Raw genomic sequence first — 24,600 nt, 5'->3', positions numbered from 1 at the left:
CCAGTGGTGACATTTGCGGATATCCTTCACACTACGGGGCAACCGGTTTGCGCGGGCTCGACCCGATCGACAAGGCTGTGGGCCATGCCGGCTGTGTCGATCTCACTCCGGGTACTCGCGGGGGCGATCATTTCCGTACTGACGGTTTCCGGGTGCCAGACCCTGGACGACGCCGGCCGGGTGATCGGCCGCGCCGACCTGGTCAACGACCTCGCCGCCCGGCTCGACCAGTCCACCGAGCTCACCTACTCGGCCGACTACCAGCTCCCCGGCGGCCGGAGCGCCTCGATCTCGCAGTCCCAGGATCCGCTGCGCGCGGCGTACACCTATCCCGGCGGCAAGCTGACCGTCACCGCCGACGCGACCACGGCCTGCGACACCCGCGCGAAGAAGCCCACCTGCACGCTCGACCCGCCCCCGGCGACGAACGCCAAGCCGTCGTTGACGATCTTCACGGAGATGAACAGGCGGGGCCTGGTCTCGCCGCCCGTGGTGATCGGCCTGCTCACCGCCGCCGCGATCGATCCGGATGCGGCGATCAGGCAGTACGACACCACCGTCGCCGGGCGGCACGCCACCTGCGTGGAGGTCGGCCAGCTCAGCGACGCGCCCGCCGCCGGCTTCGACGCCTGCATCACCAGCGAGGGCGCGTTGGGCAGCTTCACCGGTACGGTCGACGGCACCGAGATCGAGGTGGCGCTGAGCCGCTACCGCGACGCCGTGGAGAAGAGCGCCTTCGACCTGCCGCCCGGCGCCGGGCTGATCGACCGACGCGGCACACCGAGCCCCTCGCCGGAGTGACGCGGGTGGGGGCCGCACCCGGCCGGGTGGGCCCACGCCGCGCCGTTACCCGTCGAGGCCGAGCAGGGCGGGCAGGTGGCGCGGCGCCGGGGAGCCGTGCGCGAGCATCGCGTCGTGCCACTGCCGCACCGGCACCCCGTCCGGCCGGCGCGCGGCGATCCCGGCCACCTGGTGGTAGCCGACGAAATAGGTGGAGAGCTGCGTCGAGGTGAGCAGTGCCCGGCGCCACTTCCCGGCCGCCTCGCCCTCCTCCTGGAAGCCCCGCCCGGTCATCAGCGCGAGCCCGTCGGACTCGGTCAGCTCCTCGCAGTGCACCAACTGGTCGAGGATCGCGTTGATGGTCATCCGGAGCTGCATCTTGAGCTGCTGCAACCGGACCGCCAGGCCGCCGTACCCCCGCTCGACCATGGCCTCCTCGGCGTAGACCGCCCAGCCCTCGACGAACGGCCCGGAGTGGCCGAGCGCGCGGGCCCGGCTGCTGCCCCGGTAGCGCCGGGCGTGCGCCAACTGGAGGAAGTGGCCCGGCACCGCCTCGTGCACCGTCAGGTTGCGGATCATGTGCTCGTTGTACTCGCGGAAGAACGACTCCACCCGGGCCGCCGACCAGTCGGCCGGGGTGGGCGCGATGCAGTAGTACGTCGGCACCGCGGCGGTCTCCAGCGGCCCCGGCGCGTCGCAGTAGGCGACGGCCACCCCCCGGTCGTGCTCCGGCATCTCCCTGATCACGCAGTCGTCGTCGACCAGCGACACCAGCTCGGCGTCGGCGACGAAGTCGAGGATCTCGTCCAGGGTCGCCCGGGCCAGCCGCACCACCGAGGCGTTGTCGGGGTGCTCGTCGGCGAGCAGGGAGAGCGCCTGGCGTACCGCCTCGTCCGAGGGCGCGCCGCCGACCAGTTCCACCGCCGCCGCCCGGATCTCCTCGGTGACCCGCTCCAGGTTCGCCCAGGCCGAGTCGAGCACCTGCCGGGCGCCGAGCTCGGTGTCGAGGGTGTGCCAGAGCCGGGCCTCCCAGAGCCGCCGTCCGAGCCGGGGATCCCGGCCTGGTCCGGGATCGTCCCGCAGGCCGGCGCGGAGCCGGTCGGCGAAACCGGTCAGCTCGCGTACCGCCGCCCGGGCTACCGGCTCGACCGTCCCGGCCAGGCCGGGTGCCTCGGCGAGCAGGGCCGGCACCTGGTCCCGGACCAGGGCCGCCGCCCCCTCGAACTGCCCGACGGCCGTCTCGGCGTGAATCCGGGGCACGTCGCGCAGCACCGCCCGGGCGGTCGCCAGCGCGTCCGGTACGGCGGCCAGCCGCCCGGCGAGGCTGGTCAGCCGTACGTCGGCCGGGGCGAACGGCCGGGCGAGCAGCGCGTGCAGCAGCGGGCCGGGGTTGTGCACCAGGGGGTTCCACTCGTGCGCCCGCACCTCGGCCAGCTCGAAGATGCCCCGGTCGACCAGGGCGGTGAGCACGGCGTGGTCGACCCGCTCCGGCACCGGCAGCTCCTCGGCGTCCACCTCGGAGAGCGCGTGGGCGGCGTCCCGCAACATCGCCACCCGCCCCGCCACGGCGTCCACGGAGCGGTCCGGCAATCGGTCGTCGACGCCGTGTTCGCCGACCGACGAGGCCAGCTCGGGGTCGCTGGCCAGGAGTGCGTCGACGATTCGCTCGGCAAGCGGCACGAATGGTGGCATGGAGGCCAACCTAGACGGGCCGGAGCGGCCCTGCCCGACGGGGCGCGGTATTGGACCGTCGGATGGTCCCGCCGGCACCGACGTAATCAGCCGGTAAGGGTTCTCCCGGGCCCACTGTCGATAGATTGGCCTCCACCTGACGGGAGTACGTGGAGGGGTCGGATGGCACGGAGAGGTCGAGCGGGAGCACTTGTCGCCGCCGCCGCGCTCGCCCTGGCGGGCTGCGCGACGGAGCCGGACACACCGGGCGGCACGGACGGCGGGCCGCCCCCGGCCGTGTCGCCGGGTTCCGCCCCGGCAGCGGCCGGCGAGACCGGGCCGCCGAGCGGCGGGGCGGTGCCGGAAACGCTGCGGTTCACCGCCACCACCGTGGACGGCGAGCCGTTCGACGCCGCCGCGCTGCACGGCCGGCCGGTCGTGCTCTGGTTCTGGGCCGCGTGGTGCACCCGCTGCCGGGCCGCCGCCGACGACGTCGCCGAGACGCACCGGAGCTTTTCCGACCGGGTGCACGTGGTCGGGGTCGCCGGACTGAAGAGCGGCGACGGCGCGATGCGCGAGTTCGTCAGCGGCCAGGGCATCGGCGGCTTCGTCAACCTCGCCGACGACGAGGGCCGGGTGTGGCGGCGGTTTGGCGTCACCAGCCAGGAGTACTACGTGCTGCTCGACGCCACCGGCACGGTCGTGCACAGCGGAGGGCTGACGCCGAACGCGCTGCGCGAGCGGGTCACCGCACTGGTCGGGTGACGGTACCGGTGCTCGACGCCCCGTACGCCCTGGCGCTCGCCGCCGGGCTGCTGGCCGCGCTCAACCCGTGCGGGTTCGCACTGCTCCCCGCGTACCTGTCGTTCCTGGTGCTCGCCGACGGTGACGCCGGACGGTCCCGGGCGGTCGGCCGGGCGCTCTGGTCGACCCTGGCGATGACGACCGGTTTCGTCGCGGTATTCGGGGCGTTCGGTCTGCTCGCCGCGCCCGCCGCCGACCTGCTCGCCCGGCACCTGCCCTGGGTGGGCATCGTGATCGGCCTGGTCCTGGTCGGGCTCGGCGCCTGGCTGCTGGCCGGCCGCGAGCTGCCCGGCGCCGTCCCGAAGGTCGGCGCCTCCCCGGAGCTGACCCGTCGGTTCGGCTCGATGGCACTCTTCGGGGCCTCCTACGCGGTCGCATCGCTGGGCTGCACCATCGGCCCGTTCCTCGCCGTGGTGGTGGCGGGCTTCCGCACCGACTCGGTCCCGGCCGGGGTCGGGCTCTTCCTCGCGTACGCCGCCGGCATGGCCCTGGTGGTCGGGCTGGCCGCCCTGGCGGTGGCCCTGGCCAAGGTCTCCCTGGTCCGTGCCCTGCGCCGGGCGGCGCCGGTCGTCGGGCGGGTCGCCGGTGGGCTGCTGGTGCTGGCCGGCGGCTACGTCGCCTGGTACGGCTGGTACGAGATCCGGGTTTTCGGGGGCGGCGCCGACGCGGACCCGGTGGTTGAGACCGCTGCCACCGTCCAGGCCACGATCGCCGGCTGGGTGGACGGGCTCGGCCCCGGCCCGCTCGCGCTCATCTTCGCCGTTCTGCTACTCGCCGGCACGAGCGCGGGGGCGACGCTGCGGCTCCGGCGCAGGGTGCGGCGGCGGAGCTGAGCCGTCCCCGACCGCCTGTCAGAGCGGCGGCCAGGCATAGGCCAGCAACTGCCGGAGATGCGCCGGGAACCACTCCCTGAACGGCGGAGCGTCCGGCAGTGCCCCGGTTATCCGGAGGGCGGCGCCCGGCGGGTTGTAGGAGTGGTCGCACATCGGCTCGTACCGCTGGCCCGCACCCGAGCGGTTACCGGTCCCGTCGGATTCACCGGGTGGCTTCACCCAGACGTACGCGTCGATGCCGGGCTCCGGGTCGGCGGCCGGTCGCTCGCCGAGGCCGGAACCCGCCTGGTTGCACCAGTTCGTGATGTGTGCCCGCCGGTCGATCCGGCTGGCGTCGACGTACGAGTTCAGCTCACCGGTGGCCGCCGGACCGGTGGGCCGGGTCGGGCCGCCCCAACCGTTGCGCGAGGTGTCGACGAGCAGACTCGACCGCGGGGAGAAGCCCACCCCGGCCAGCAGATCCCGCATGTGTCGCGCGTACGGCACCTCGTCGACGAACGGGTTCCAGTCGACCCACCTCGACTGGTACACCGGCTGGCCGTTGACGACGTCGTCGGCCCGGAGGTACGCCTCGTGCAGCGGCGAGTAGTTGGCGGTGTTGGCGACGAAGCCGTGCACGTCCGCCGTCGTGCCGCCCGCGGCGGTCGCGGCCCGGCGCAGCAGTTCCGTCATCGGGCCGGAGTCGTCCGGCCAGCCGAGTTCCCCGTGGTGGCTGATGTCCAGGTACGGGTAGACGTTCGGCAGGGCGCCGAGCCGGGCCAGGGCGTACCCGATCCCGTCCAGGTAGACGCCCCGGGCCAGCACCCTGTCGCAGAGAAAGGTGGCGGTGTGCCGAGGGCTCGTGTTGACGACCAGGTTGGGCAGCGAGTTCGGCTCGACGATGGTGACGATCCGCAGGCCGGTGTGGCGGAAAGCGGCGAGGAGCTCGACGATCGGGTCGACGAACTCCGTCCGGTACCGGTCGAGTTCGTCGATCGAGAGCTCGCCCTGTGGGGTCGGCCGGCCGCAGTCGCGGGCCGGCAGGTTGTAGAGGGTCAACTGCACGACGTCGGCCTGCTGCGCCACGGCGGCGCCCAGATGGTCGCGCAGGCCCATCGCCCCGTCCGTTCCCCCGACAGCGGCGATCCGATCCAACCAGACGGCGGTGGGCTGGTCGGCGATCGCGTCGCCCCCCGGTTCGGCGGCGGCCCGGGCGGACCACTCGGGATTCACGTACACCCTGGCCCCGGCGTACGGATTGGCCACCCGGTGCGGCGGATCGGCGGCGCCGGCCGGCCCGGCGCTGCCGAGCGTCCCGGCCAGCAGTACGGGCACGGCGAGGGCGGCGAGGGCCGTGCGGCGACGGCCGGGCACGCGTCCGGAACGGGGCATGGTCATGACGCTGGCTCCTCGGTACCGGGTCGGGACGGGATACGGCAGGCCGGTCGCGCTCGCCCGCCGGGCCGCCCGCCCGAAGATAGCCATTCAAGTATTTCAATTCATAATGCCATCCACGGCATCGTTCGCACATACTCCGCCAGGGCACGGCCCCGGAGTCAGGACGGCGGGGGCCGGAGTCAGGACGGCGAGGGCCGGAGTCAGGACGGCGGAAGGGAGTCCGGTTCGGCGGCGCGGACCGAGGCCGCGTAGTCCAGGGTCGCCCGGCGCAGTGCCGCCTCCGCGTCCAGCCCGGCCGCCCGGGCCCGGGCCACCGTCTCCAGCAGGCCGGCGCCGAGCCGGGCCGTCTCGTCCGGCCCGGCGGCGGACGGCGGCGGCAGGTCGAGCCCGGCCCGCTCCACCCGGTGCAGCACCTTCGCCGCCAGCGCCAGCGCCGGCTGGGAGAGCGCGACGCCGTCCAGCACCGAGGTCAGGGGCTTCTCGGTCCGCTTGATCCGCTCCCAGTTCTCGGTGATCTCGTCGAGGCCGCCGACCTCGGTGCCGGCGAAGACGTGCGGGTTGCGCCGGACCATCTTCGCCACCAGGCCGCCGGCCACGTCGTCGATCGACCAGCGCTCGCCCTCGGGCAGGTTCTCGGCCAGCCGGGCGTGCAGCACCACCTGCAACAGCACGTCACCCAGCTCCTCGCGGAGCGCGCCGAGGTCGTCGGCGACGATCGCGTCGTACGCCTCGTAGCACTCCTCCAGCAGATAGCGGGCCAGGGTGGCGTGTGTCTGTGCCCGCTTCCACGGGTCGCCACCGGGCGAGGCGAGCCGGTCCATCACCGCCACCGCGTCGAGGAGCCGGGCGCCGGGCGGGTCCCAGGAGCCGTACATCAACTCCAGCTCGGCGAGCCCCGGCTCGCGGGCCAGCCGCAGCCCCAGATCGCGGGCGAGCTCCTCGTCGCCGGCCGGGCCGGCCAGCCAGACCGCCACACCGTACGCGGCGACCGTGGCCAGCAGGTCCGGCACCGGGGTCTCCGTGACGGTGACCTTGGCGCCCGCCGCGCGTACCGCCGTGCAGACCTCGCTCTCGGCGCCGGCCAGTACCGGATGGGCGCGTACGGCGTCCCAGGCCGCCGCCGTCAGCAGCCCGGCCGGCAGCCGGGGCGAGGTGACCAGCAGCACGATCCGACCGGCGGGGCCGGACGGCACACCGGCCGTCGGCAGGTCGGTGGACGCCGGTGGCGGAGTCATCGTGGCGCGGGCGACGGGTCGGGCGCGCTCAGCGGGCGTCGATCACGGTGTCGGGACCGCTCTGCCCGATCGGGACGACCAGCGCCGGACTGCTGTCCGAGAAGGTCAGCACCGGGTATTCCAGCGGACGGTACCGGGGGTTGACGGTGACGTCGTAGCCCTCCAGCGCCTCGTGCAGGGTGTTGCGCATGGCCAGCGCCCGGCGCAGCACGTCGCCGTCGAGCTGCTGGCCGGCCTCGCCGTCCTTCGCGTCCGGCGGGATCACCCCGGCGACCCGCCCCCGGGCCACCACGTCCATCAGCTCCTCCTGGGTCGGCGCGACCGGCTGGGTCACCGGGATGCCGGCCCGGCAGGCGTCCAGCTCGGAGAAGAGCCGCACGTAGCGGGAGTCCGCCGGCAGGCCGGTCGCCTGCGCCACCTGCTCGATCGGGGCCTGCTCCGACGGGGTGAAGCCCTTGTCGGCGGCGAGCTCCAGGCAGACCTCCCGCATCGTCAGCGTGGTGACGACCTCGGTGCGGGTCGGCGCCTTCACCTCGGGCGCGCCCGGCGCGGGCGTGGCGCCGGCCTCGTCACCGCCCTGCGGCACCCTGTCCCGGACGTCGTCGAGGACGGCGGTCACCTCGTCCTCGGTGATCTTCTTGTCACCGAGGTAGACGGCGACGCTGGAGTCGGACCGGCAGGCGGAGAGGGCGGTGGCGCCGAGAACGGCAATGACCGCGATCGACGCCAGACGACGGGCACGCTGCATGCTCGACACTCTCTCACGCAGCCCGGCCACCTCCGGCACGGGGTCGGACCCGCCGGCCGCGCTCACCTCGCCGGCTCCGCCCTCGCCGCCGTCGCGGGTTCGCCGAGCACGTCGCGGAGGAGCTGGGCGCACCAGTCCAGCAGTGCCTGGTCGCGCAGTGGCTCGCCGCCGATCCGCCGGGTGGTCGGGCGGGGCACGCTCACCTGGTCGGTCGCGGACTTGTAGACCGCGTCCGGGTGGTAGCGCTTGAGCCGGAGCTGCTTCGAGTCCGGCAGCGGCAGCGGAGAGAACCGCAGGTGGCGGCCCTGGGCGGAGACGTCGGTCAGCCCGTACGCGCGGGCCAGCAGCCGGAACCGGGCCACCGCCACCAGGTTGCCGACCTGCTCGGGCGGCTCGCCGTAGCGGTCGGTCATCTCGGCGACCACCTCGGCCAGCCGGTCGGCGTCCCGGGCCTCGGCGAGCTTGCGGTACATCTCCAGGCGCAGCCGCTCGACCCCGATGTAGTCGTGCGGCAGGTGCGCGTCGACCGGCAGATCGATCTTGATGTCGACCTCCTCCTCCGGCCGCTCGCCCTTGAACGCCTGCACCGCCTCGCCGACCATCCGGACGTAGAGGTCGAAACCGACCCCCTCGATGTGCCCGGACTGCTCGCCGCCGAGCAGGTTGCCGGCGCCCCGGATCTCCAGATCCTTCATTGCCACGTACATCCCGGCGCCCAGCTCGGTGTGCTGGGCGATGGTGGCCAGCCGCTCGTGGGCGTGCTCGGTCAGCGGCTTCTCCGGCGGGTAGAGGAAGTAGGCGTACGCCCGCTCCCGGCCCCGGCCGACCCGGCCGCGGATCTGGTGCAGCTGGGCCAGCCCGAGCAGGTCGGCCCGCTCCACGATCAGCGTGTTGGCGTTCGGGATGTCGATGCCGGACTCGACGATCGTGGTGCAGACCAGGACGTCGTACTCCTTCTCCCAGAAGCCGACCATGACCTTCTCCAGGGCGTCCTCGCCCATCTGGCCGTGCGCGACGGCGACCCGGGCCTCCGGCACCAGTTCGCGGATGCGCCGGGCCGCCCGGTCGATCGACTCGACCCGGTTGTGCAGGTAGAAGACCTGGCCGTCGCGGAGCAGCTCGCGGTGGATCGCGGCGGCGACCTGCCGGTCGTCGTACGCCCCGACGAAGGTCAACACCGGGTGCCGCTCCTCCGGCGGGGTGGCGATCGTCGACATCTCCCGGATGCCGGTGATCGCCATCTCCAGGGTCCGGGGGATCGGCGTCGCCGACATGGTCAGCACGTCCACGGCGGTCCGGAGCTGCTTGAGGTGCTCCTTGTGCTCCACCCCGAAGCGCTGCTCCTCGTCCACCACCACCATGCCGAGCGACTTGAACCGGGTCGCCGCCTGGAGCAGCCGGTGGGTGCCGATCACGATGTCGGCGCTGCCGTCGGCGACGGCGGCCAGGGTCGCCTCGGCCTCCTTCGGGGTCTGGAACCGGGAGAGCTGCCTGATGCTGACCGGGAACTGCCCCATCCGCTCCGCGAAGGTGTTGTAGTGCTGCTGCGCCAGCAGCGTCGTCGGCACCAGCACCGCCACCTGCCGACCGTCCTGCACCGCCTTGAAGGCGGCCCGGACCGCGATCTCGGTCTTGCCGTAGCCGACGTCGCCACAGATCAGCCGGTCCATCGGGATCGACTGCTCCATGTCCCGCTTGACCTCCTCGATCGCCGCGAGCTGGTCCGGCGTCTCGGTGTAGGGGAAGGCGTCCTCCAACTCCCGCTGCCACGGGGTGTCCGGGGCGAACGCGTGCCCCTTGGACGCCTTCCGGGCGGCGTAGAGCTGGACGAGTTGGGCGGCGATCTCGCGTACCGCCTTGCGGGCCCGCGCCTTGGCCTTCTGCCACTCGGCGCCGCCCATCTTGTGCAGCGCCGGGGTCTCGCCGCCGACATAGCGGGAGAGCTGGTCGAGCTGGTCGGTCGGGACGAAGAGCCGGTCGCCGGGCTGGCCGCGCTTGCTGGCCGCGTACTCGATGACCAGGTATTCCCGGTCGGCGCCGTTGACGGTGCGCTGGACCAGCTCGACGTAGCGGCCGATGCCGTGCTGCTCGTGCACGACGTGGTCGCCGGCTCGCAGCTCCAGCGGGTCGATGGTGTTGCGCCGCCGGCTCGGCATCTTCCGCATGTCCCGGGTCGACGCACCCCGGCCGCCGGTGATGTCGTTGCCGGTGATCACCGCGATCCGGGAGGCGGTGTCCAGGAAGCCGTGGTTGAGCGAGCCGCAGGTCACGACCAGCTCGCCGGCACCCGGCGGTGCCGGCACGGTCTCGGTCAGCGCCGCGCCGAGCCCGGCGTCCCGGAGCACCTCGACGGCGCGCTGCGCCGGGCCGTGCCCCTCGAAGACCAGCGCCACTGCCCAGCCGTCGCCCACCCAGCGCTTCAGGTCGTCGACGACCCGGGCCGTCTCGCCGTGGTAGAGCGGCACCGGCTGGGCGTGCATCGCCAGCGACTCACCGGCGTCCGGCACCACGGTCACCTCGGCTTCCGGCTCCACCGCCCACGGCTCGGGCGTGGCCGCCGGCCCGGGGGCGGCCTCGACCAGCCCGAACGGCGACGCCGACCACCAGGGCTGGCCGAGGGCGGCGGCGGTGGCGCGTACCTCCGCCAGGGTCTTGAAGGCGGCGGCGCCGAGGTCGACCGGGGCCTGGCCACCGACGGCGGCCGCGGCCCAACTCGCCTCCAGGAACTCCGCCGAGGTACGCACCAGGTCGTGCGCCCGGGTCCGGATCCGCTCCGGGTCGCAGAGCAGCACGTGGCTGCCGGCCGGCAGGCAGTGCAGCAGGAGCTCGAGCGAGTCCGCGCCGATCAGGGCCGGGGCGAGCGACTCCATCCCCTCGACCGGGATCCCCTCGGCGAGCCTGTCCAGGATCTCGGCCAGCTCCGGGTGCTCCTCGGCCAACTCGGCCGCGCGCCGCCGGACCGTGTCGGTGAGCAGCAACTCCCGGCAGGGTGGTGCCCAGAGCGCCGGCACCGCCTCGATGGTCCGCTGGTCGGCGACGGCGAAGGTGCGGATCTCCTCCACCTCGTCGCCCCAGAACTCGACGCGGGACGGATGCTCGTCGGTGGGCGGGAAGACGTCCAGGATGCCGCCCCGGACGGCGTACTCCCCGCGCTTGGTGACCAGGTCCACCCGGGCGTACGCCAGGTCGGTGAGGCGGCGGGCGGTCTCCTCCAGCCCCGCCTCGGCACCGGCGGCGAGCCGGACCGGCTCCAGGTCGCCGAGCCCCCTGAGCTGCGGCTGCAACACCGACCGGACCGGTGCGACGACCACCCGGAGCGGGCCGGCGTGCTCGGCGAGGTCGGGATGGGCCAGCCGGCGCAGCACGCCGAGCCGCCGGCCGACCGTGTCGGAGCGGGGCGAGAGCCGCTCGTGCGGCAGGGTCTCCCAGGCCGGATAGACCACCACCTGCTCCGGTGGCAGCAGGCTGCCCAGCGCGGCGGCCAGGTCGTCGGCCTCCCGGGTGGTGGCGGTGACGGCCAGCACCGGCCGCCCGGCGCCGCCCGCCTCCTCGCCGGCCGCCACGGCGGCCACCAGGAACGGCCGCAGCGCGGGCGGGGCGGTCAGGTCCAGCCCGTCGGCCTCCGCGCCGCCGGTGCGGGCAAGCGTTCGGGCCCGGGCCAGCGCGGGGTCGCGCAGCGCCGCAGTCAACAACCCGGTAAGCACACTGATCACACCTTCGAGCCTGGGCACGCGGAAGCGGCCCCGCGTCCGTGCCGGACGGGGGTCGGGGGTGGAGTGCGGGAAGGACTTCCGCGCGCCGTCGCCGGTGCGCCGTCGCTGTCGGAAGGGGCCCTCTCGGCACCGCGCTCAAGCCTATCCCCTGAGCCCGACAGGCTCCGGACCACCGTCGACCCGCCACCCCGCCCCGCCATCCCGCCCCGCCGGCACGTGCGCCCCGCCGGGCGGTGAGCGGTCCGGGGTCGGGAAGGGCTCCGGGGCGTGAGCAAGGTAACGGAGCATCGCCCGACCCGTCGAAGGTCGACATAACGCACGTTTTGCCGGCACTGGATACGCTCTACCAGTAGCCACGGCAGGGCGGGACGGCACGACTCTCGTTGGCGTTCCGGGACCGCCCGCCGATAACATCCACTTGTCGGACAACGCTGTCCTCCGTACTCGACCAAGGAGCGCACGGTGACCGACCAGCATGATCACGACGGGCCCGACGCCGCCCTGCGGGCCGACATCCGGCGACTCGGCAAGCTCCTCGGCCAGACCCTCGCCCGCCAGGAGGGCCGACCCCTCCTCGACCTCGTCGAGGAGATCCGTGCGCTGGTCCGGCACGACGCGGAGGCCGCCGCCCAACGGCTCGGTGCGATGGACGTGACCACCGGCACCAAGTTGGCCCGGGCCTTCTCCACCTACTTCCACCTCGCCAACATCACCGAGCAGGTGCACCGCTCCCGCGACCTGCGCCGGCAGCGGGCAACCCACGGCGGCTGGCTCGACCAGGCCGCCCAGCTGATCCGGGAGCGCGGCGTGCCACCCGAGGAGATCGCCTCGGTCGCCCGCCGGCTCTCCGTCCGGCCGGTCTTCACCGCCCACCCGACCGAGGCGGCGCGCCGGTCGATCCTGTCGAAGCTGCGTGCCGTCGCCGACGAACTCGACGCCGAGGCGGCCGCCGCGATCCTCTACGGGGCCAGCGACGAGGGCCCGGCGAGCCGGCGCCTCGCCGAGCTGCTCGACCTGCTCTGGCAGACCGACGAGCTACGGCTCGACCGCCCCGACCCGACCGACGAGGCCCGCAACGCCATCTACTACCTGCGTGACCTCTACGCCGAGGCCGCCCCGCAGGTCCTCGACGACCTCGCCGACACGCTGCGCGGGCTGGGCGTGGAGACCGCGCCGACCGCCCGGCCGCTGACCTTCGGCACCTGGATCGGCGGCGACCGGGACGGCAACCCCTTCGTCACCCCCCAGGTCACCCGGGACGTGCTGCTGATCCAGCACGAGCACGGCATCCAGGCGACCGAGGCGGCGATGGAGGAGCTGATCAACGAGATCTCGGTCTCCCGCCGGCTGCGCGGAGTCTCTCTCGATCTCTCCGCGAGCCTCGCCAAGGACCTGGACGCACTCCCCGAGGTCGCCGCCAGATTCCGCCGGGTCAACGCCGAGGAGCCGTACCGGCTCAAGGCGCGGTGCGTCCGGGCCAAGCTCGCCAACACCCGGCGCCGGCTCAACCAGGGCACCCCGCACGTGCCCGGCCGGGACTACCGGGGCTCCGCCGACCTACTGGCCGACCTGGAGCTGATGCGCGCCTCGCTGGCCCGCAACTCCGGCCAGCTCACCGCCGTCGGCCGGCTCGCCTCGGCGATCCGCACCGTCGCCGCGTTCGGGCCGCACCTGGCGACGATGGACATCCGGGAGCACGCCGAGGCGCACCACGTCGTCCTGGCGCAGTTCTACACCCAGGTCGGCGAGGTGCCGGACTATCCGGCGCTGAGCCGGACCGAGCGGACGAAGCTGCTCGCCGAGGAGCTGACCGGCCGCCGCCCTCTCTCCACGATGGACACCCCGCTGACCGAGGCGGCCCGCAAGACCTTCGACGTCTTCGGCGCCATCCGCGAGGTGCAGGAGCGGTTCGGGGTCGAGGTGATCGAGTCGTACATCATCTCGATGACGCTCGGCGTCGACGACGTACTGGCGGCGGTGGTGCTGGCCCGGGAGGCCGGGCTGATCGACGTGCACACCGGCCGGGCCCGGATCGGCTTCGTGCCGCTGCTGGAGACCCCCGCCGAACTGGACGCCGGGGGCGAACTCCTCGACGAGATGCTGTCGCTGCCGGCGTACCGGGCGATCGTGGCGGCCCGGGGCGACGTCCAGGAGGTGATGCTCGGCTACTCCGACTCCAACAAGGAGGCCGGGATCACCACCTCGCAGTGGGCCATCCACCGGGCCCAGCGCGCGTTGCGGGACGTGGCCGCCCGGCACAACGTACGGCTGCGGCTCTTCCACGGCCGGGGCGGTACGGTCGGTCGGGGCGGCGGCCCGACCCACGAGGCGATCCTCGCCCAGCCCTACGGCACGCTGGACGGCGAGATCAAGGTCACCGAGCAGGGCGAGGTCATCTCCGACAAGTACACCCTGCCCTCGCTGGCCCGGGAAAACCTGGAGCTGACCCTGGCGGCCGTGCTGCAGAGCACCCTGCTGCACACCACTCCCCGGCAGCCCGCCGAGGCGCTGGACCGCTGGGACGCCACGATGGACGTGGTCTCCGGCGCCGCCTACCGGCGCTACCGGTCGCTCGTGGAGAACCCGGACCTGCCGGCGTACTTCTGGGCCTCCACCCCCACCGAGCTGCTCGGCGCGCTCAACATCGGCTCCCGGCCCGCGAAGCGCCCGAACACCGGGGCCGGACTGTCCGGGCTGCGCGCCATCCCGTGGGTCTTCGGCTGGACCCAGACCCGACAGATCGTGCCGGGCTGGTTCGGCGTCGGCACGGGGCTGGCCGCCGCCCGCGAGGCCGGGATGGGCGACGTCCTGGCCGAGATGCACCGGGCCTGGCACTTCTTCGGCACGTTCCTGTCGAACGTCGAGATGATGCTGACCAAGACCGACCTGACCATCGCCCGGCGGTACGTCGAGACCCTGGTCCCCGAGCCGCTGCACCCGATCTTCCACCTGATCGAGGCGGAGTACGAGCTGACCAAGCAGGAGGTGCTGGCCATCACCTCCTCCCCCGCCCTGCTGGAGAACTCCCCGGTGCTGCAACGCACCCTCGCCGTCCGGGACACCTACCTGGAGCCGCTGCACCACCTTCAGGTGGCGCTGTTGCGGCAGTACCGGGACTCGGGTGCCGCCGGCCGGGCCGTGGCCACCGCACCCGGCGGTCGGCGCGCCCCCGGCGACGGCACCGCACTGGAACGGGCGCTGCTCACCACGGTCAACGGCATCGCCGCCGGGATGCGCAACACCGGCTGATCCAGCCGGGCCGGACAAGCGGGTTTTAGCCCCAGCCAGAGCCCGACCCGGGGCATGGTGGTCCGATTCCCGCACCCGGCACCCCGGAGATCAGGATGGCTCGCACCGGACCAGGCTAGGAGGCGCACCCGACCGACGGTGGGTCGACCGCCGGATCCGGTCTTGACATCGACATCTGTCATGTCGAAAATTTACGGCAGTGTCTCGGGTAGCGAAAATTACCGTCTGAACGCTGCTGCTGGTGGAGGGCCGTGGCGTTCCACTCGGGGGCGAGGCTCCGCACACATGCCCGCACCGTCGACCTCATCCGCGATTCGCGCTGTCACACCATCCCGGCTTCGGCTGTCACATCCGCCCGTGGACGGCACCGTCCGTCCACTCCCCTGGGAGGAACTCATGTCCGACGCACCCCTCGCACGTAGACGGGTCCTGCTCGCCGCGGCTGCCGGTATCGCCGCCGTACCCCTGCTCGCCGTCCCGGCCCAGGCCGCGACGCCCAAGATCTATCTCGACGCCGGGCACGGCGGCACCGACACCGGCGCGGTCGGAAACGGTCTCCAGGAGAAGGCCCTGACCCTCGACATCGCGCTGCGTACCCGGACCTACCTGCAGAACAACTGGACCGTCTCGGTACGCATGTCCCGCACCACGGACATCACCCGGAGTCTGGCCTGGCGGACCGACGACGCGAACGCCTGGGGCGCCAACATCTTCGTGAGCATCCACATCAACGCCGGTGGCGGCACCGGCTTCGAGAGCTACATCTACCCCACGGCCGGTGCGGCGACCCAACGGCTCCAGGACGACGTGCACGCGGCGGTGCTGAGCAACGCCCGAAGCGTCGCCCCGGTCACCGACCGCGGCCAGAAGACGGCGAACTTCCACGTCCTGCGCGAGACCGTGATGGCGGCCATTCTCACCGAGAACCTCTTCGTCGACCGGGCGGCCGACGCCAACCTCCTCGGCCAGGCCACGTTCCGGCAGGCGCTCGCCGTCGGGCATGCCCAGGGCATCGCCCGCTACTTCGGGCTGAGCTGACCGCGCCGCCCCTCGCCCGCCGGGAGACACCTCGGCGGTAACCCGGGCCGGAGCCGCCGTCCCTGACCGGGACAGCGGCTCCGGTACCGCGTCGGGCCGGTCGCCACACCGTCAGCTCGTCTCGCCGGCCACGCTGAAGGAGCGCAGCCGGCGGATCGCCAGCAGGGTGAAGCCGACCGTGAAGAGCGCGCTCATCACGATCGCCACCGGCAGCGACACCGAGCCGTCCAGCAGCGCCGTCGGCGCGATCCGGTCGGCCAGGGTCACCACGTAGTGCTGCACCGAGAGCACCCGGGTGCCGCTCACGATGTTGTTCAGCAGGCCCTCCCAGATCAGGACGTAAACCAGGCCGAGCAGCACCGGACGGCGGGTGACCAGGCTCAGCGCCAGGAAGAAGGCCGAGTACGCCAGCGCGCCGACCGCGCTCGCCGCCGCCAGGCCGAGCCCGAAGCGTACGGAGTCGACCAGCACCCCGGCGACGTAGAGCGGGATGGCCGCGGTCAGCGCGGTGACCACGGTCGCCACCACGAGCTTCGGCAGCACGATCTGCCATCGGGGCAGCGGCTTGGTCAGGATGTGCAGCAGGGTCCCGTCGTCGATCTCGGAACCGAGCACGCCCGTGCCGACGATCAGCGCCGTCACCGGCAGCAGCACGGCCAGCCCCAGCCCCTGCACCACGGGCGGGCCCCACTCGCCCGGGTCGACCCCGGCCGACCGGGCCAGCACCGCGAGCCCGACCAGCAGGATCGGCAGCGGGAAGAGCAGCAGGAAGCGGCGCCGGCCGAAGAGCCCACGCGCGGTGATCCAGGAAACAGTCGACATCGACGTCACGCCTCCACCAGGTAGGAGAAGACACTCTCCAGAGACTCGTCCGAGGGGAGCAGCCGGCGTACCCGGATGCCGGAGGCCAGCGCGATCTTCGGCAGGGCCCGGGTGAAGCTGCCGTAGTCACCGGCCCGGACGGTCAACCCGTCCCGGCCGAGGTCCACCCCGTTCACCGAGGGCTGCCCGATCAGCTCCACCGCCAGCCGCCGGTCGTCGCTGGACTGCACCGCGAAGACGTGCGGCCGGTTGGTCATCAGCCGCCGGATGGTCCGGAAGTCGCCGGAGGCGGCCAGCCGGCCCGAGACGATCACCTGGACGGTGCCGGAGACCTGCTCGACCTCCTCCAGGATGTGCGAGCTGAACAGGATCGTCCGGCCCTGACCGCCGAGCGAGTGCAGCAGCTCCATCATGTGCAGCCGCTGCCTCGGGTCCATCCCGTTGAAGGGCTCGTCCAGCAGCAGCACCTCCGGGTCGTGCACCAGCGCGGCGGCGACCCGGGCCCGCTGGCGCATGCCCTTGGAGTACGTCCCGATCCGGCGGTCCTGCGCGTCGGTCAACTCGACGAGCGCGATCGCCCGCCGCGCCGCCGACTCCGGGTCGGCCAGGCCGTGCAGCCTGGCACTGGCGAGCACGAACTCGTACGCGCTGAGGAAGTCGTACACCGACTCGCGCTCGGTCACCAGGCCGAGCCGCCGGTAGACGGCGGGGTTGCGCCAGGTGGGCTCGCCGCCGAGGGTCACCGTGCCCTTGGAGGGGGCCAGGAACCCGGCCATCATGTGCAGCACGGTGGTCTTGCCGGCGCCGTTCGGCCCGAGCAGCCCGGTCACCCCGGCGCCGAGACTCATCGACACGTCGTTGACCGCCACCACGTTGCCGTACCAGCGGGACACCGCGGCCAGTTCCAGATCCGTCATTTTGCAGTGCCGCCTTTCCTTCGCGACTGCGGGGCTCGCAACACCGGCTCGCTCCTCGGGCTCACTTCGCAGCGACCTTCCGGTAGCGGACGAGCAGCAGCAGGACGCCGGCGGCGACCAGCCCGACCGCGACCAGGCCGTAGAGCGGGCCGTAGTTGCCGACGTCGGTTTCGCCGCCCGACTCGAAGAGCCAGTCCCCGAGCCCGCCGACCAGCGTCACCGGGCTGGCCAGCCCGGCGAGCTGGCTCGCCGCCTCGTAGGGGAGCAGGAAGAGCACCCCGACGACCGGGGTGGTCACCAGGAACGCGCCGACGATCGCCCCGGCCGCGACGGCCCGGCGCCGGAGCAGGGCGGCGACCAGGAGCGCCACCACCGAGAAGACCACCGCGTGTACGGCGACGTAGCCGAGCGCCGGCAGGAAGTCGCCGAGTTCGGACCAGACCGCCCCGAAGCCGTCCAACATGAACGCGGCCCCGACGAACATCACCGTCAGCGGGACACCGAGCATCAGGAACGTCGCCGAGATCAGTGCGGCCAGCTTGACCACCGCGTAGTCGCCGCGGTGCAGCGGGCGGGCGAAGTAGAGCGGCAGCACCCCGCTGTGCAGATCGCGGGAGGCGATCTCCGGCGCGACGATGGCGCAGAAGAAGATGATCAGCACGGTGAGCGTCTCGGGAAACTCGGCGTAGCTCATCGGCGCCTGGCCGGTCTGGGCCCGGACCGCGGTCAGCACCGCCGCGACCACACCCACCACCCCGACGATCAACCACGGGAAGATCTTCGCCTTGACGCTGCGCCCGAGCCCGAAGGCGGTACGCAGGCTGTGCACGTAGAGCGCGCCGAGCAGGTGCCGCCGGCCGAGCCGGGAGCCGTCGTAGCGCCGGTAGCCGATGTCGTGGATGACCCCGGCCGGCCGGTCGGACCGCTGCGTGTCGAGGGTGGTCATCGGGCGCCTCCCGGGGTCGCGCCGGCACCGACCGGCTCGGCCGGGCGGGCCGGATCGGTGGCGAAGAGTTCGACGACCCGGTGCCGGCGCTGGTCGAGCCGGTGCAGCGGCAGGTCCAGCTCGGCGACTGCCGTCAGGATCAGGTCGTAGGTCATGTCGTCCAGCAGCGGGACCAGCAGCAGCCGGCCCTCCCGCCGGACCGGCAGGTCGGCGGCGGCGAGCCGGGAGGCCAACTCCTCGCTGCCCTCGCTGACCTCCACCGAGAGCACCTCGGTCACCGCGGTCATGTCGGCCACCTGTGCCGCCCGGAGCAGCCGGCCGCCCTCGATCGCGACCAGCGCGTCGCAGATCCGTTCCACCTCGCCGAGCAGGTGCGAGCAGACCAGCACCGAGATGCCGAACTCGGTGCCGATCCGCTCGATCAGGCTGAGCATGGCGTCCCGGCCGGCCGGGTCGAGCCCGTTGGTCGGCTCGTCGAGCAGCAACAGGTCAGGGTCGTGCACCAGCGCCTGGGCGAGTTTGACCCGCTGCTTCATGCCGGTGGAGTAGCCGCCGATCTGGCGGTAGCGCTCCTCGTAGAGGCCGACGTGCCGCAGGGTCTCGGAGGCCCGTTCCCGGGCGATGGTGCGGGGCAGCCCGCTCATCCGTCCCATGTGCGTCACGAACTCGGCGGCCGACAGGTCCGGCGGCAGGCAGTCGTGCTCGGGCATGTAGCCGACCCGGGCACGAACCTCGTGCCCCTGCACCGTCGGGTCGAGGCCGAGCACCCTGGCCTGCCCGCCGGTCGGTTCGAGCAGACCGAGCATGATCTTGATAAACGTCGACTTGCCGGCCCCGTTGGCCCCGACCAGACCGACGATGCCCGGCTCGACGGTGACCGTCAGGTCGGACAACGCGGTCACGCGATTGCCGTACGTCTTGGTCAGCGACTGGGTCGCGATCAGTGTCACGCCTGCCAGGGTATGGCCGGCGGACCATGCCGGAGGCCCTGAACCCACCCTGGAAGTACCCTGAATAGTCCGCCGGCCGTGGCCGGCTCCCCTAGGGGCCGGGGTAAGACTTTGGTAAGGCGTCCGGCACCACACGGCGGGCGGTGATCGGGTTGACTGGGTGGCATGTCACGCGGCATGTCCCGTCGTCTGCTCCGCGCCCCGGTGACCTGGGTGGTCGCCGCCGTCCTCGTGGCCGCCGGGGCCTTCGGCGGCTACTGGTTCCAACCGTGGAAGCTCGTCGTCGACCAGACCGTCGCCGAGCGGCTCACCGACCCGGCCCCGGCACCACCGGCCGGCGCCGGGCCGACCGGAACGGCCTCGCCGGGCGGACCGGTGCTGCTGCGCAGCGGAGGCTTCGTCACGCACGAGCACCGGACCAGCGGGACGGCCCGGATCGTCCGCGACCCGGGCGGCCGGCACCGACTGGAACTGGTCGACCTGGACACCTCGAACGGGCCCGACCTGCGGGTCTGGCTCACCGACCAGCCGGTGCGCGAGGGCACGGCCGGCTGGCACGTCTTCGACGACGGCCGCTGGGTCGAGCTGGGCCGGCTGAAGGGGAACCGTGGCGACCAGGCGTACGCCATCCCGGCCGGCACCGACCTTGACCAGCTGCGTAGCGTATCCATCTGGTGTCGGCGCTTTGCGGTATCGTTCGGCGCGGCCGAACTCCACCGGGTTGGGTAACCTCCACCTGACCACCGGCCGCACGGGGCTGCCACCGCACGGGGCTGCCACCGCACGGGACGGCATCGGCGGCGGCACCAACGGCCGGGGCGTCACCGATCGGGGCGTCCAAACGGGAGTGCCGGTCTCGACCGATCGGCGCCCGGCTGAGAAACTGTGTGCCGGCCGGCCGGGTAGTTGGGGGTGCGGATGAGCAACGGGTGGGTGCTGCCCGATGAGCTGCTGCGTGACGCTCCGGCGTACACGCCGCGCCCGTATGAGCTGGCCGACCTCGAGTTGCTGCTCTCCGGGGCGTACGCCCCGCTCACCGGCTTCCTGGGCCGGTCCGACCTGGCCTCGGTGGCCCGGCGCGGCCGTCTCGCCGACGGCGCCGCCTGGCCGGTGCCGGTGACCCTGCAGGTCCCGGGTGAGCTGGTCAGCGGCCTCGACCTGGCCAACCCGGTCGAACGCGGGCTGGTCCTCACCGACCCGGAGGGGGCGCCGACCGCCCTGATCGAGGTCGCCGACCTCTGGCCCACCACCCAGGGCTGGTACGGCGTCGGCGGCCCGGTACGCCGGATCGGCGACGGCGGCCACGGCCCGTTCCAGCGGCTGCGCCGACCCCCGGCCGAGGTCCGGGAGCTGCTGCCTCCGGGCCGGGTGCTCGGGGTCATCGCCGACCGACCGCTGCACCGGCCCCAGCTCGCGCAGATCGCCCACGCGGTCCGGGCGCTCGCCGCCCACCTGCTCATCCTCATCCCGGTCGCCGACACCAACCCCGACGGGCTGCCGCCGGAGGTGCTGGTCCGCAGCGTCTTCGGCGCGCGGGACCGGATGCCCCCGGTCACCATCGTCGCGGTGCCGCTCGCCCGGCGCGGCGACGACATCTGGGACGCGCTGCTGCGGGCCAGGGTGGCCCGGGCCTACGGGGTGACCCACGTCCTCTCCACCACCGAGATGGTCACCGGTGGCGGGCTGCGCATGCTGGTCCCGCGCGAGCTGGCCTACGACAACCGGGACGGCCAGTGGCGGTGGCGGGACGACATCCCGCCGCGCAACCGGCGGCTGCCGCTGGAGCAGGCCGAGATCGAGGACCTGCTCGACCGGGGTTTTCCGCTGCCCGAGTGGCACACTCCGCCGGCGGTGGCCAAGGAGCTCACCCGGGCCCGGCCACCCCGCCGGCACCGGGGTCTGGTGGTCTTCTTCACCGGCCTCTCCGGCTCGGGCAAGTCGACCGTGGCCCGTGGCCTCGCCGACGCGCTGCGGGAGAGCGGCGACCGCACCATCACCCTGCTCGACGGCGACGTGGTCCGCCGGGAACTCTCCGCCGGGCTGGGCTTCAGCCGGTCCGACCGCGACCTGAACGTCCGCCGGATCGGCTGGGTCGCCGCCGAGGTGGGCCGGCACCGGGGGCTCGCCATATGCTGCCCGATCGCGCCGTACGCCCGAGCCCGGGCCGCGGCCCGGGAGATGGCCCGGCAGGCGGGGGCCGGCTTCCTGCTGGTACACGTCGCCACCCCGCTCGCCGTCTGCGAGCAGCGCGACCGCAAGGGCCTCTACGCCCGTGCCCGCGCCGGCCAGCTCACCGGGATGACCGGCATCGACGACCCGTACGAGGAGCCGACCGACGCCGACCTGGTGCTGGACACCACCGACCTGACGGTCGAGGAGTCCGTACACCTGGTGCTGGCGCACCTGACCGAGACCGGCTGGGTCGAGTCCCGCCTCCAGATGTAAGGAAGGGGCCCTTCTTATCGCTTTCTGCATAAAAAGGGCCCCCGCCTAACACCTGCCCACACCCCCTTACCCCGGCAGCCAGCCGCGCGCTAGTGTTCATATCTGTTGAATTACGTGCGGGCGCGTTTGGAGGCGGTGTGGGCAACCTGGTGCCGAGAATCGAAGGGTTGAGTTACGGGGGCGACTACAACCCGGAGCAGTGGCCCGAGGAGGTCTGGGCGCAGGACGTCGCACTGATGCGCGAGGCCGGGGTCAACCTGGTCACCGTCGGCGTCTTCGCCTGGGCCTGGCTCGAACCGGCACCAGGGGTGTATGCCTTCGACCGGCTGGACCGGATCATGGGCGGGCTGCACGCCGGAGGGATCCGGGTCTGCCTGGCCACCGCGACCGCCTCGCCGCCGCCCTGGTTCTCCCACGCCCACCCGGAGACGCTGCCGGTGGAGGCCGACGGCCGGCGGCTCACCTACGGCAGCCGGCAGGCCATCTGCCCCAGCTCACCGGAGTACCGGCGAGCCGCGCTCGCCCTGACCGAGCAGCTCGCCCGCCGCTACTCAGACCATCCGGCGCTGGCGGCCTGGCACGTGCACAACGAGTACGCCTGCCACAACGCGCACTGCTACTGCGACGTCTCGGCCGAGGCGTTCCGGACCTGGCTGCAGCACCGCCACGGCGACCTCGACGGTCTCAACGCCGCCTGGGGTACGGCATTCTGGTCGCAGACCTACACCGACTGGGCGCAGGTGCAGCCGCCCCGGGCCACCCCGACCTCGTCCAACCCCGGCCAGGTGCTCGACTTCAAGCGGTTCAGCTCAGACGAGCACCTGGCCTGCTTCACCGCCGAGCGGGACGCGCTGCACCGGCTCTCCCCCGGCGTGCCGATCACCACCAACCTGATGACGGCCAGCTGCGTCAACCTGGACTACTGGGCCTGGGGCCGGGAGCTGACCGGCCCGGACCGGCTGCTCTCCAACGACCACTACCTGCTCGGCGAGCACCCCCTCGAACCGCCGGCCCAGATCGCCTTCGCCGCCGACCTGAGCAGGTCGCTGGCGGGCGGCCCCTGGCTGCTGATGGAGCACTCCACCAGCGCGGTCAACTGGCAGCCGCGCAACCTGGCCAAACCTGCCGGCCAGCTCGTCCGGGACGCCCTGGCGCACGTGGCCCGGGGCTCGGAGGGTGCCCTCTTCTTCCAGTGGCGGGCCAGCCGGGCGGGTTCGGAGAAGTGGCACTCGGCGATGCTGCCGCATGCCGGCACCGACTCGAAGATCTGGCGCGAGGTGGTCCAGCTCGGCCGGCACCTGCGTGCGCTCGCCGAGATCGAGGGCTCCCGGACCGAGGCCGAGGTCGCGGTGCTGCTCGACTACTCCAGCGTCTGGGCGCAGGAGGCGGCCAACCAGCCCAGCGCCGACATGGTCGCCTTCGACGAGATTCGGCGCTGGCACGGCGCGCTGTGGCGGGCCGGGATCACCGCCGACCTGGCGCCGCCCGGCGCCGACCTGAGCGGCTACAGGCTGGTACTCGCACCCGCGCTCTACCTGGTCGACGACGCGGCCGTGGCCAACCTCGCCCGGTACGCCGACTCCGGCGGCACCCTGGTGGTCGGCCCGTACAGCGGGCTGGTCGACGAGTGCGACCGGGTCCGCCCGGCCCCGCTGCCCGGCGCCCTCGCCGAGCTGCTCGGCATCCGGGTCGAGGAGTTCTTCCCGCTCCCCGCCGCCGGCGGGGTACGCCTCGACGACGGCACGACGGCAGAGATCTGGACCGAGGCGCTGGCCGCTCCGCAGGCCGAGGTGCTGGTGCGCTACGACAACGGGCCGGTGCCCGGTGCCCCGGCGATCACCCGCCGCGGCACCGGGGGCAGCCGGGACAACGGGGACGGCCGGGACAACGGGGACAGCCGGGACGGTGGGGCCGCATGGTATCTCGGCACCCGGCTGGAGACGACCGCGCTCGGCCGGCTGCTGCGCACGATCGCGGAGCAGGCCGGTGCCGGGCCGGCGCAGACGCCCGTACCCGGAGTGGAGCAGATCCGGCGGCGGCACCCGGACGGCCGGTCGTACCTCTTCCTGCTCAACCACGGCGACCGGCCGGCGGAGGTCGACGCGGCCGGCACGGACCTGCTGACCGGCATCCGGTGGGCCGGTCCGACCCGGGTCGAGCCGCGCGGCGTCGCGGTGCTGGCCACCGCGCCGGCAGCGCCGCCGTCCGGCCCGGCCGGGGAGCCGGCGGAGCCGGATCCGGCCGGGGCGGTCTGATGCTCGCCCAGCAGCGGCAGGAGGCGATCCTGCACCGGGTCCGCACCACCGGCGGGGTCCGGGTCACCGAGCTGGCCGGAGAGTTCGGCGTCTCGGACATGACCATCCGGCGCGACCTGGAGGCGCTGGCCGAACGCGGCCTGCTGGCCAAGGTGCACGGCGGCGCGACGACCGCGCGGCCCGGCTCCACCGACGAGCCGGGCTTCGCGGCCAAGTCGGTCCGGCAGCGGGGCGAGAAGGCCGCCATCGCGGCCGAGGCCGCCCGGCTGGTCACCCCCGGGATGGCGGTCGCGCTCTCCGCCGGTACGACCACAGCCGAGCTCGCACACCGGCTGGTCGCCGTGCCGGGACTGACCGTGGTGACCAACTCGATCCCGGTCGCCGAGATCCTGCACCGCTCCGGCCGCCCGGACCAGACGGTGGTGCTCACCGGCGGGGTACGCACCCCGTCCGACGCGCTTGTCGGGCCGGTGGCGGTGGCCGCGATCCGCTCGCTCCACCTCGACGTGGTCTTCCTCGGGGTGCACGGGATGAGCGAGCGCGCCGGGTTCAGCACGCCGAACCTGCTGGAGGCGGAGACCAACCGGGCCCTGGTGGCCGCGGCGGACCGGTTGGTGGTGCTCGCCGACTCCACCAAGTGGGCGACGGTGGGCATCTCCTCCTTCGCCGACCTGGCCGAGGCGGAGACCGTGGTGTCAGACTCCGACCTCGCCGAACCGGCCCGGGAGGTCATCCGGGCCGCCGGCCCGGACCTGCTGCTCTGTGAGGTGCCGGCGTGAGGATTGACCTGGGAGATGCCGGCGTGGAGCTGTTCTGT

At 73.2% G+C, this 24,600-nt stretch carries 18 protein-coding genes; 9 read left to right on the top strand and 9 right to left on the bottom strand.

Features of this window, described 5'->3' with window-relative positions:
• The first annotated feature begins 84 nt into the window (after positions 1 to 84).
• Complete coding sequence (locus ACN28C_RS10325; protein WP_422773277.1) at positions 85 to 801, top strand: hypothetical protein; 717 nt, start codon at positions 85 to 87, stop codon at positions 799 to 801.
• A 45-nt stretch (positions 802 to 846) separates the two neighbouring features.
• Here the strand turns inward: ACN28C_RS10325 and ACN28C_RS10320 are convergent, their stop codons facing one another.
• Positions 847 to 2,472: a DUF885 domain-containing protein gene (locus ACN28C_RS10320; protein WP_422773276.1), complete on the bottom strand. Its 1,626-nt coding sequence runs from the start codon at positions 2,470 to 2,472 to the stop codon at positions 847 to 849.
• 162 nt (positions 2,473 to 2,634) lie between these two features.
• On the opposite strand from ACN28C_RS10320, the gene ACN28C_RS10315 reads away from it, so the two are divergent.
• Together ACN28C_RS10315 and ACN28C_RS10310 are read left to right on the top strand one after the other, a co-directional pair.
• Positions 2,635 to 3,216, top strand: a complete 582-nt coding sequence (locus tag ACN28C_RS10315) for a redoxin domain-containing protein (RefSeq protein WP_422773275.1) — start codon at positions 2,635 to 2,637, stop codon at positions 3,214 to 3,216.
• 8 nt (positions 3,217 to 3,224) lie between these two features.
• Positions 3,225 to 4,088 (top strand): cytochrome c biogenesis CcdA family protein, encoded by an 864-nt coding sequence (locus tag ACN28C_RS10310; protein ID WP_422774607.1) that lies wholly within the window; start codon positions 3,225 to 3,227, stop codon positions 4,086 to 4,088.
• An 18-nt stretch (positions 4,089 to 4,106) separates the two neighbouring features.
• Here the strand turns inward: ACN28C_RS10310 and ACN28C_RS10305 are convergent, their stop codons facing one another.
• The 4 genes from ACN28C_RS10305 to mfd form a co-directional block, all read right to left on the bottom strand.
• Positions 4,107 to 5,465, bottom strand: coding sequence for a glycoside hydrolase family 6 protein (locus ACN28C_RS10305; RefSeq protein ID WP_422773274.1), 1,359 nt, complete (start codon positions 5,463 to 5,465; stop codon positions 4,107 to 4,109).
• 200 nt (positions 5,466 to 5,665) lie between these two features.
• The gene (locus tag ACN28C_RS10300) at positions 5,666 to 6,700 is read right to left on the bottom strand and encodes a nucleoside triphosphate pyrophosphohydrolase (RefSeq protein ID WP_422773273.1); all 1,035 of its coding nucleotides are present in this window, start codon (positions 6,698 to 6,700) and stop codon (positions 5,666 to 5,668) included.
• Between the two features lie 28 nt (positions 6,701 to 6,728).
• On the bottom strand, positions 6,729 to 7,514 hold the full coding sequence (locus ACN28C_RS10295) for a hypothetical protein (RefSeq protein ID WP_422773272.1): 786 nt from the start codon (positions 7,512 to 7,514) through the stop codon (positions 6,729 to 6,731).
• A complete protein-coding gene (gene mfd / locus ACN28C_RS10290; RefSeq protein WP_422774606.1) occupies positions 7,511 to 11,152 on the bottom strand; it encodes a transcription-repair coupling factor in 3,642 nt (1,213 codons plus the stop codon). The genes ACN28C_RS10295 and mfd overlap by 4 nt, the downstream gene beginning before the upstream one ends.
• Before the next feature lie 471 nt (positions 11,153 to 11,623).
• Between mfd and ppc the strand changes: the two genes are divergently transcribed.
• Both ppc and ACN28C_RS10280 read left to right on the top strand, forming a co-directional pair.
• Positions 11,624 to 14,410, top strand: coding sequence for a phosphoenolpyruvate carboxylase (gene ppc, locus ACN28C_RS10285; protein ID WP_422773271.1), 2,787 nt, complete (start codon positions 11,624 to 11,626; stop codon positions 14,408 to 14,410).
• Between the two features lie 396 nt (positions 14,411 to 14,806).
• Positions 14,807 to 15,448 carry an N-acetylmuramoyl-L-alanine amidase gene (locus tag ACN28C_RS10280; RefSeq protein WP_422773270.1) on the top strand — a complete coding sequence of 214 codons (642 nt, stop codon included), beginning with the start codon at positions 14,807 to 14,809 and terminating at the stop codon, positions 15,446 to 15,448.
• 111 nt (positions 15,449 to 15,559) lie between these two features.
• On the opposite strand, the gene ACN28C_RS10275 is transcribed toward ACN28C_RS10280, so the two are convergent.
• The 4 genes from ACN28C_RS10275 to ACN28C_RS10260 all read right to left on the bottom strand — a co-directional run bounded on the left by ACN28C_RS10275 (position 15,560) and on the right by ACN28C_RS10260 (position 19,083).
• On the bottom strand, positions 15,560 to 16,270 hold the full coding sequence (locus tag ACN28C_RS10275; protein ID WP_422773269.1) for an ABC transporter permease subunit: 711 nt from the start codon (positions 16,268 to 16,270) through the stop codon (positions 15,560 to 15,562).
• 5 nt (positions 16,271 to 16,275) lie between these two features.
• On the bottom strand, positions 16,276 to 17,187 hold the full coding sequence (locus ACN28C_RS10270; protein ID WP_422773268.1) for an ABC transporter ATP-binding protein: 912 nt from the start codon (positions 17,185 to 17,187) through the stop codon (positions 16,276 to 16,278).
• Positions 17,188 to 17,248: 61 nt separating this feature from the next.
• Positions 17,249 to 18,133, bottom strand: a complete 885-nt coding sequence (locus ACN28C_RS10265; protein WP_422773267.1) for an ABC transporter permease — start codon at positions 18,131 to 18,133, stop codon at positions 17,249 to 17,251.
• Complete coding sequence (locus tag ACN28C_RS10260) at positions 18,130 to 19,083, bottom strand: ABC transporter ATP-binding protein (RefSeq protein WP_422773266.1); 954 nt, start codon at positions 19,081 to 19,083, stop codon at positions 18,130 to 18,132. The genes ACN28C_RS10265 and ACN28C_RS10260 overlap by 4 nt, the downstream gene beginning before the upstream one ends.
• Positions 19,084 to 19,260: 177 nt before the next feature.
• Between ACN28C_RS10260 and ACN28C_RS10255 the strand changes: the two genes are divergently transcribed.
• The 4 genes from ACN28C_RS10255 to ACN28C_RS10240 all read left to right on the top strand — a co-directional run bounded on the left by ACN28C_RS10255 (position 19,261) and on the right by ACN28C_RS10240 (position 24,562).
• Complete coding sequence (locus ACN28C_RS10255) at positions 19,261 to 19,812, top strand: DM13 domain-containing protein (RefSeq protein ID WP_422773265.1); 552 nt, start codon at positions 19,261 to 19,263, stop codon at positions 19,810 to 19,812.
• Between the two features lie 189 nt (positions 19,813 to 20,001).
• The gene (gene cysC, locus ACN28C_RS10250) at positions 20,002 to 21,528 is read left to right on the top strand and encodes an adenylyl-sulfate kinase (protein ID WP_422773264.1); all 1,527 of its coding nucleotides are present in this window, start codon (positions 20,002 to 20,004) and stop codon (positions 21,526 to 21,528) included.
• 167 nt (positions 21,529 to 21,695) lie between these two features.
• Entirely contained in the window at positions 21,696 to 23,783 is a 2,088-nt protein-coding gene (locus ACN28C_RS10245) for a beta-galactosidase (protein ID WP_422773263.1), read from the top strand.
• Positions 23,783 to 24,562 (top strand): DeoR/GlpR family DNA-binding transcription regulator, encoded by a 780-nt coding sequence (locus ACN28C_RS10240; protein WP_422773262.1) that lies wholly within the window; start codon positions 23,783 to 23,785, stop codon positions 24,560 to 24,562. Before ACN28C_RS10245 ends, ACN28C_RS10240 begins: the two co-directional genes overlap by 1 nt.
• Positions 24,563 to 24,600: the final 38 nt, after the last annotated feature.

It is taken from the genome of Plantactinospora sp. WMMC1484 (genome assembly GCF_049315195.1).
Lineage (GTDB): Bacteria > Actinomycetota > Actinomycetes > Mycobacteriales > Micromonosporaceae > Plantactinospora.
Note: the sequence above shows the minus strand (reverse complement) of the source record. Positions and strands in the feature narration are given on the sequence as shown.

Coding starts and splice junctions, on each gene's coding strand:
- ACN28C_RS10325 (WP_422773277.1), top strand. CDS start 85: ATGCCGGCTGTGTCGATCTCACTCCGGGTACTCGCGGGGGCGATCATT.
- ACN28C_RS10320 (WP_422773276.1), bottom strand. CDS start 2,472: ATGCCACCATTCGTGCCGCTTGCCGAGCGAATCGTCGACGCACTCCTG.
- ACN28C_RS10315 (WP_422773275.1), top strand. CDS start 2,635: ATGGCACGGAGAGGTCGAGCGGGAGCACTTGTCGCCGCCGCCGCGCTC.
- ACN28C_RS10305 (WP_422773274.1), bottom strand. CDS start 5,465: ATGACCATGCCCCGTTCCGGACGCGTGCCCGGCCGTCGCCGCACGGCC.
- ACN28C_RS10300 (WP_422773273.1), bottom strand. CDS start 6,700: ATGACTCCGCCACCGGCGTCCACCGACCTGCCGACGGCCGGTGTGCCG.
- ACN28C_RS10280 (WP_422773270.1), top strand. CDS start 14,807: ATGTCCGACGCACCCCTCGCACGTAGACGGGTCCTGCTCGCCGCGGCT.
- ACN28C_RS10275 (WP_422773269.1), bottom strand. CDS start 16,270: ATGTCGACTGTTTCCTGGATCACCGCGCGTGGGCTCTTCGGCCGGCGC.
- ACN28C_RS10270 (WP_422773268.1), bottom strand. CDS start 17,187: ATGACGGATCTGGAACTGGCCGCGGTGTCCCGCTGGTACGGCAACGTG.
- ACN28C_RS10265 (WP_422773267.1), bottom strand. CDS start 18,133: ATGACCACCCTCGACACGCAGCGGTCCGACCGGCCGGCCGGGGTCATC.
- ACN28C_RS10255 (WP_422773265.1), top strand. CDS start 19,261: ATGTCCCGTCGTCTGCTCCGCGCCCCGGTGACCTGGGTGGTCGCCGCC.
- cysC (WP_422773264.1), top strand. CDS start 20,002: ATGAGCAACGGGTGGGTGCTGCCCGATGAGCTGCTGCGTGACGCTCCG.
- ACN28C_RS10240 (WP_422773262.1), top strand. CDS start 23,783: ATGCTCGCCCAGCAGCGGCAGGAGGCGATCCTGCACCGGGTCCGCACC.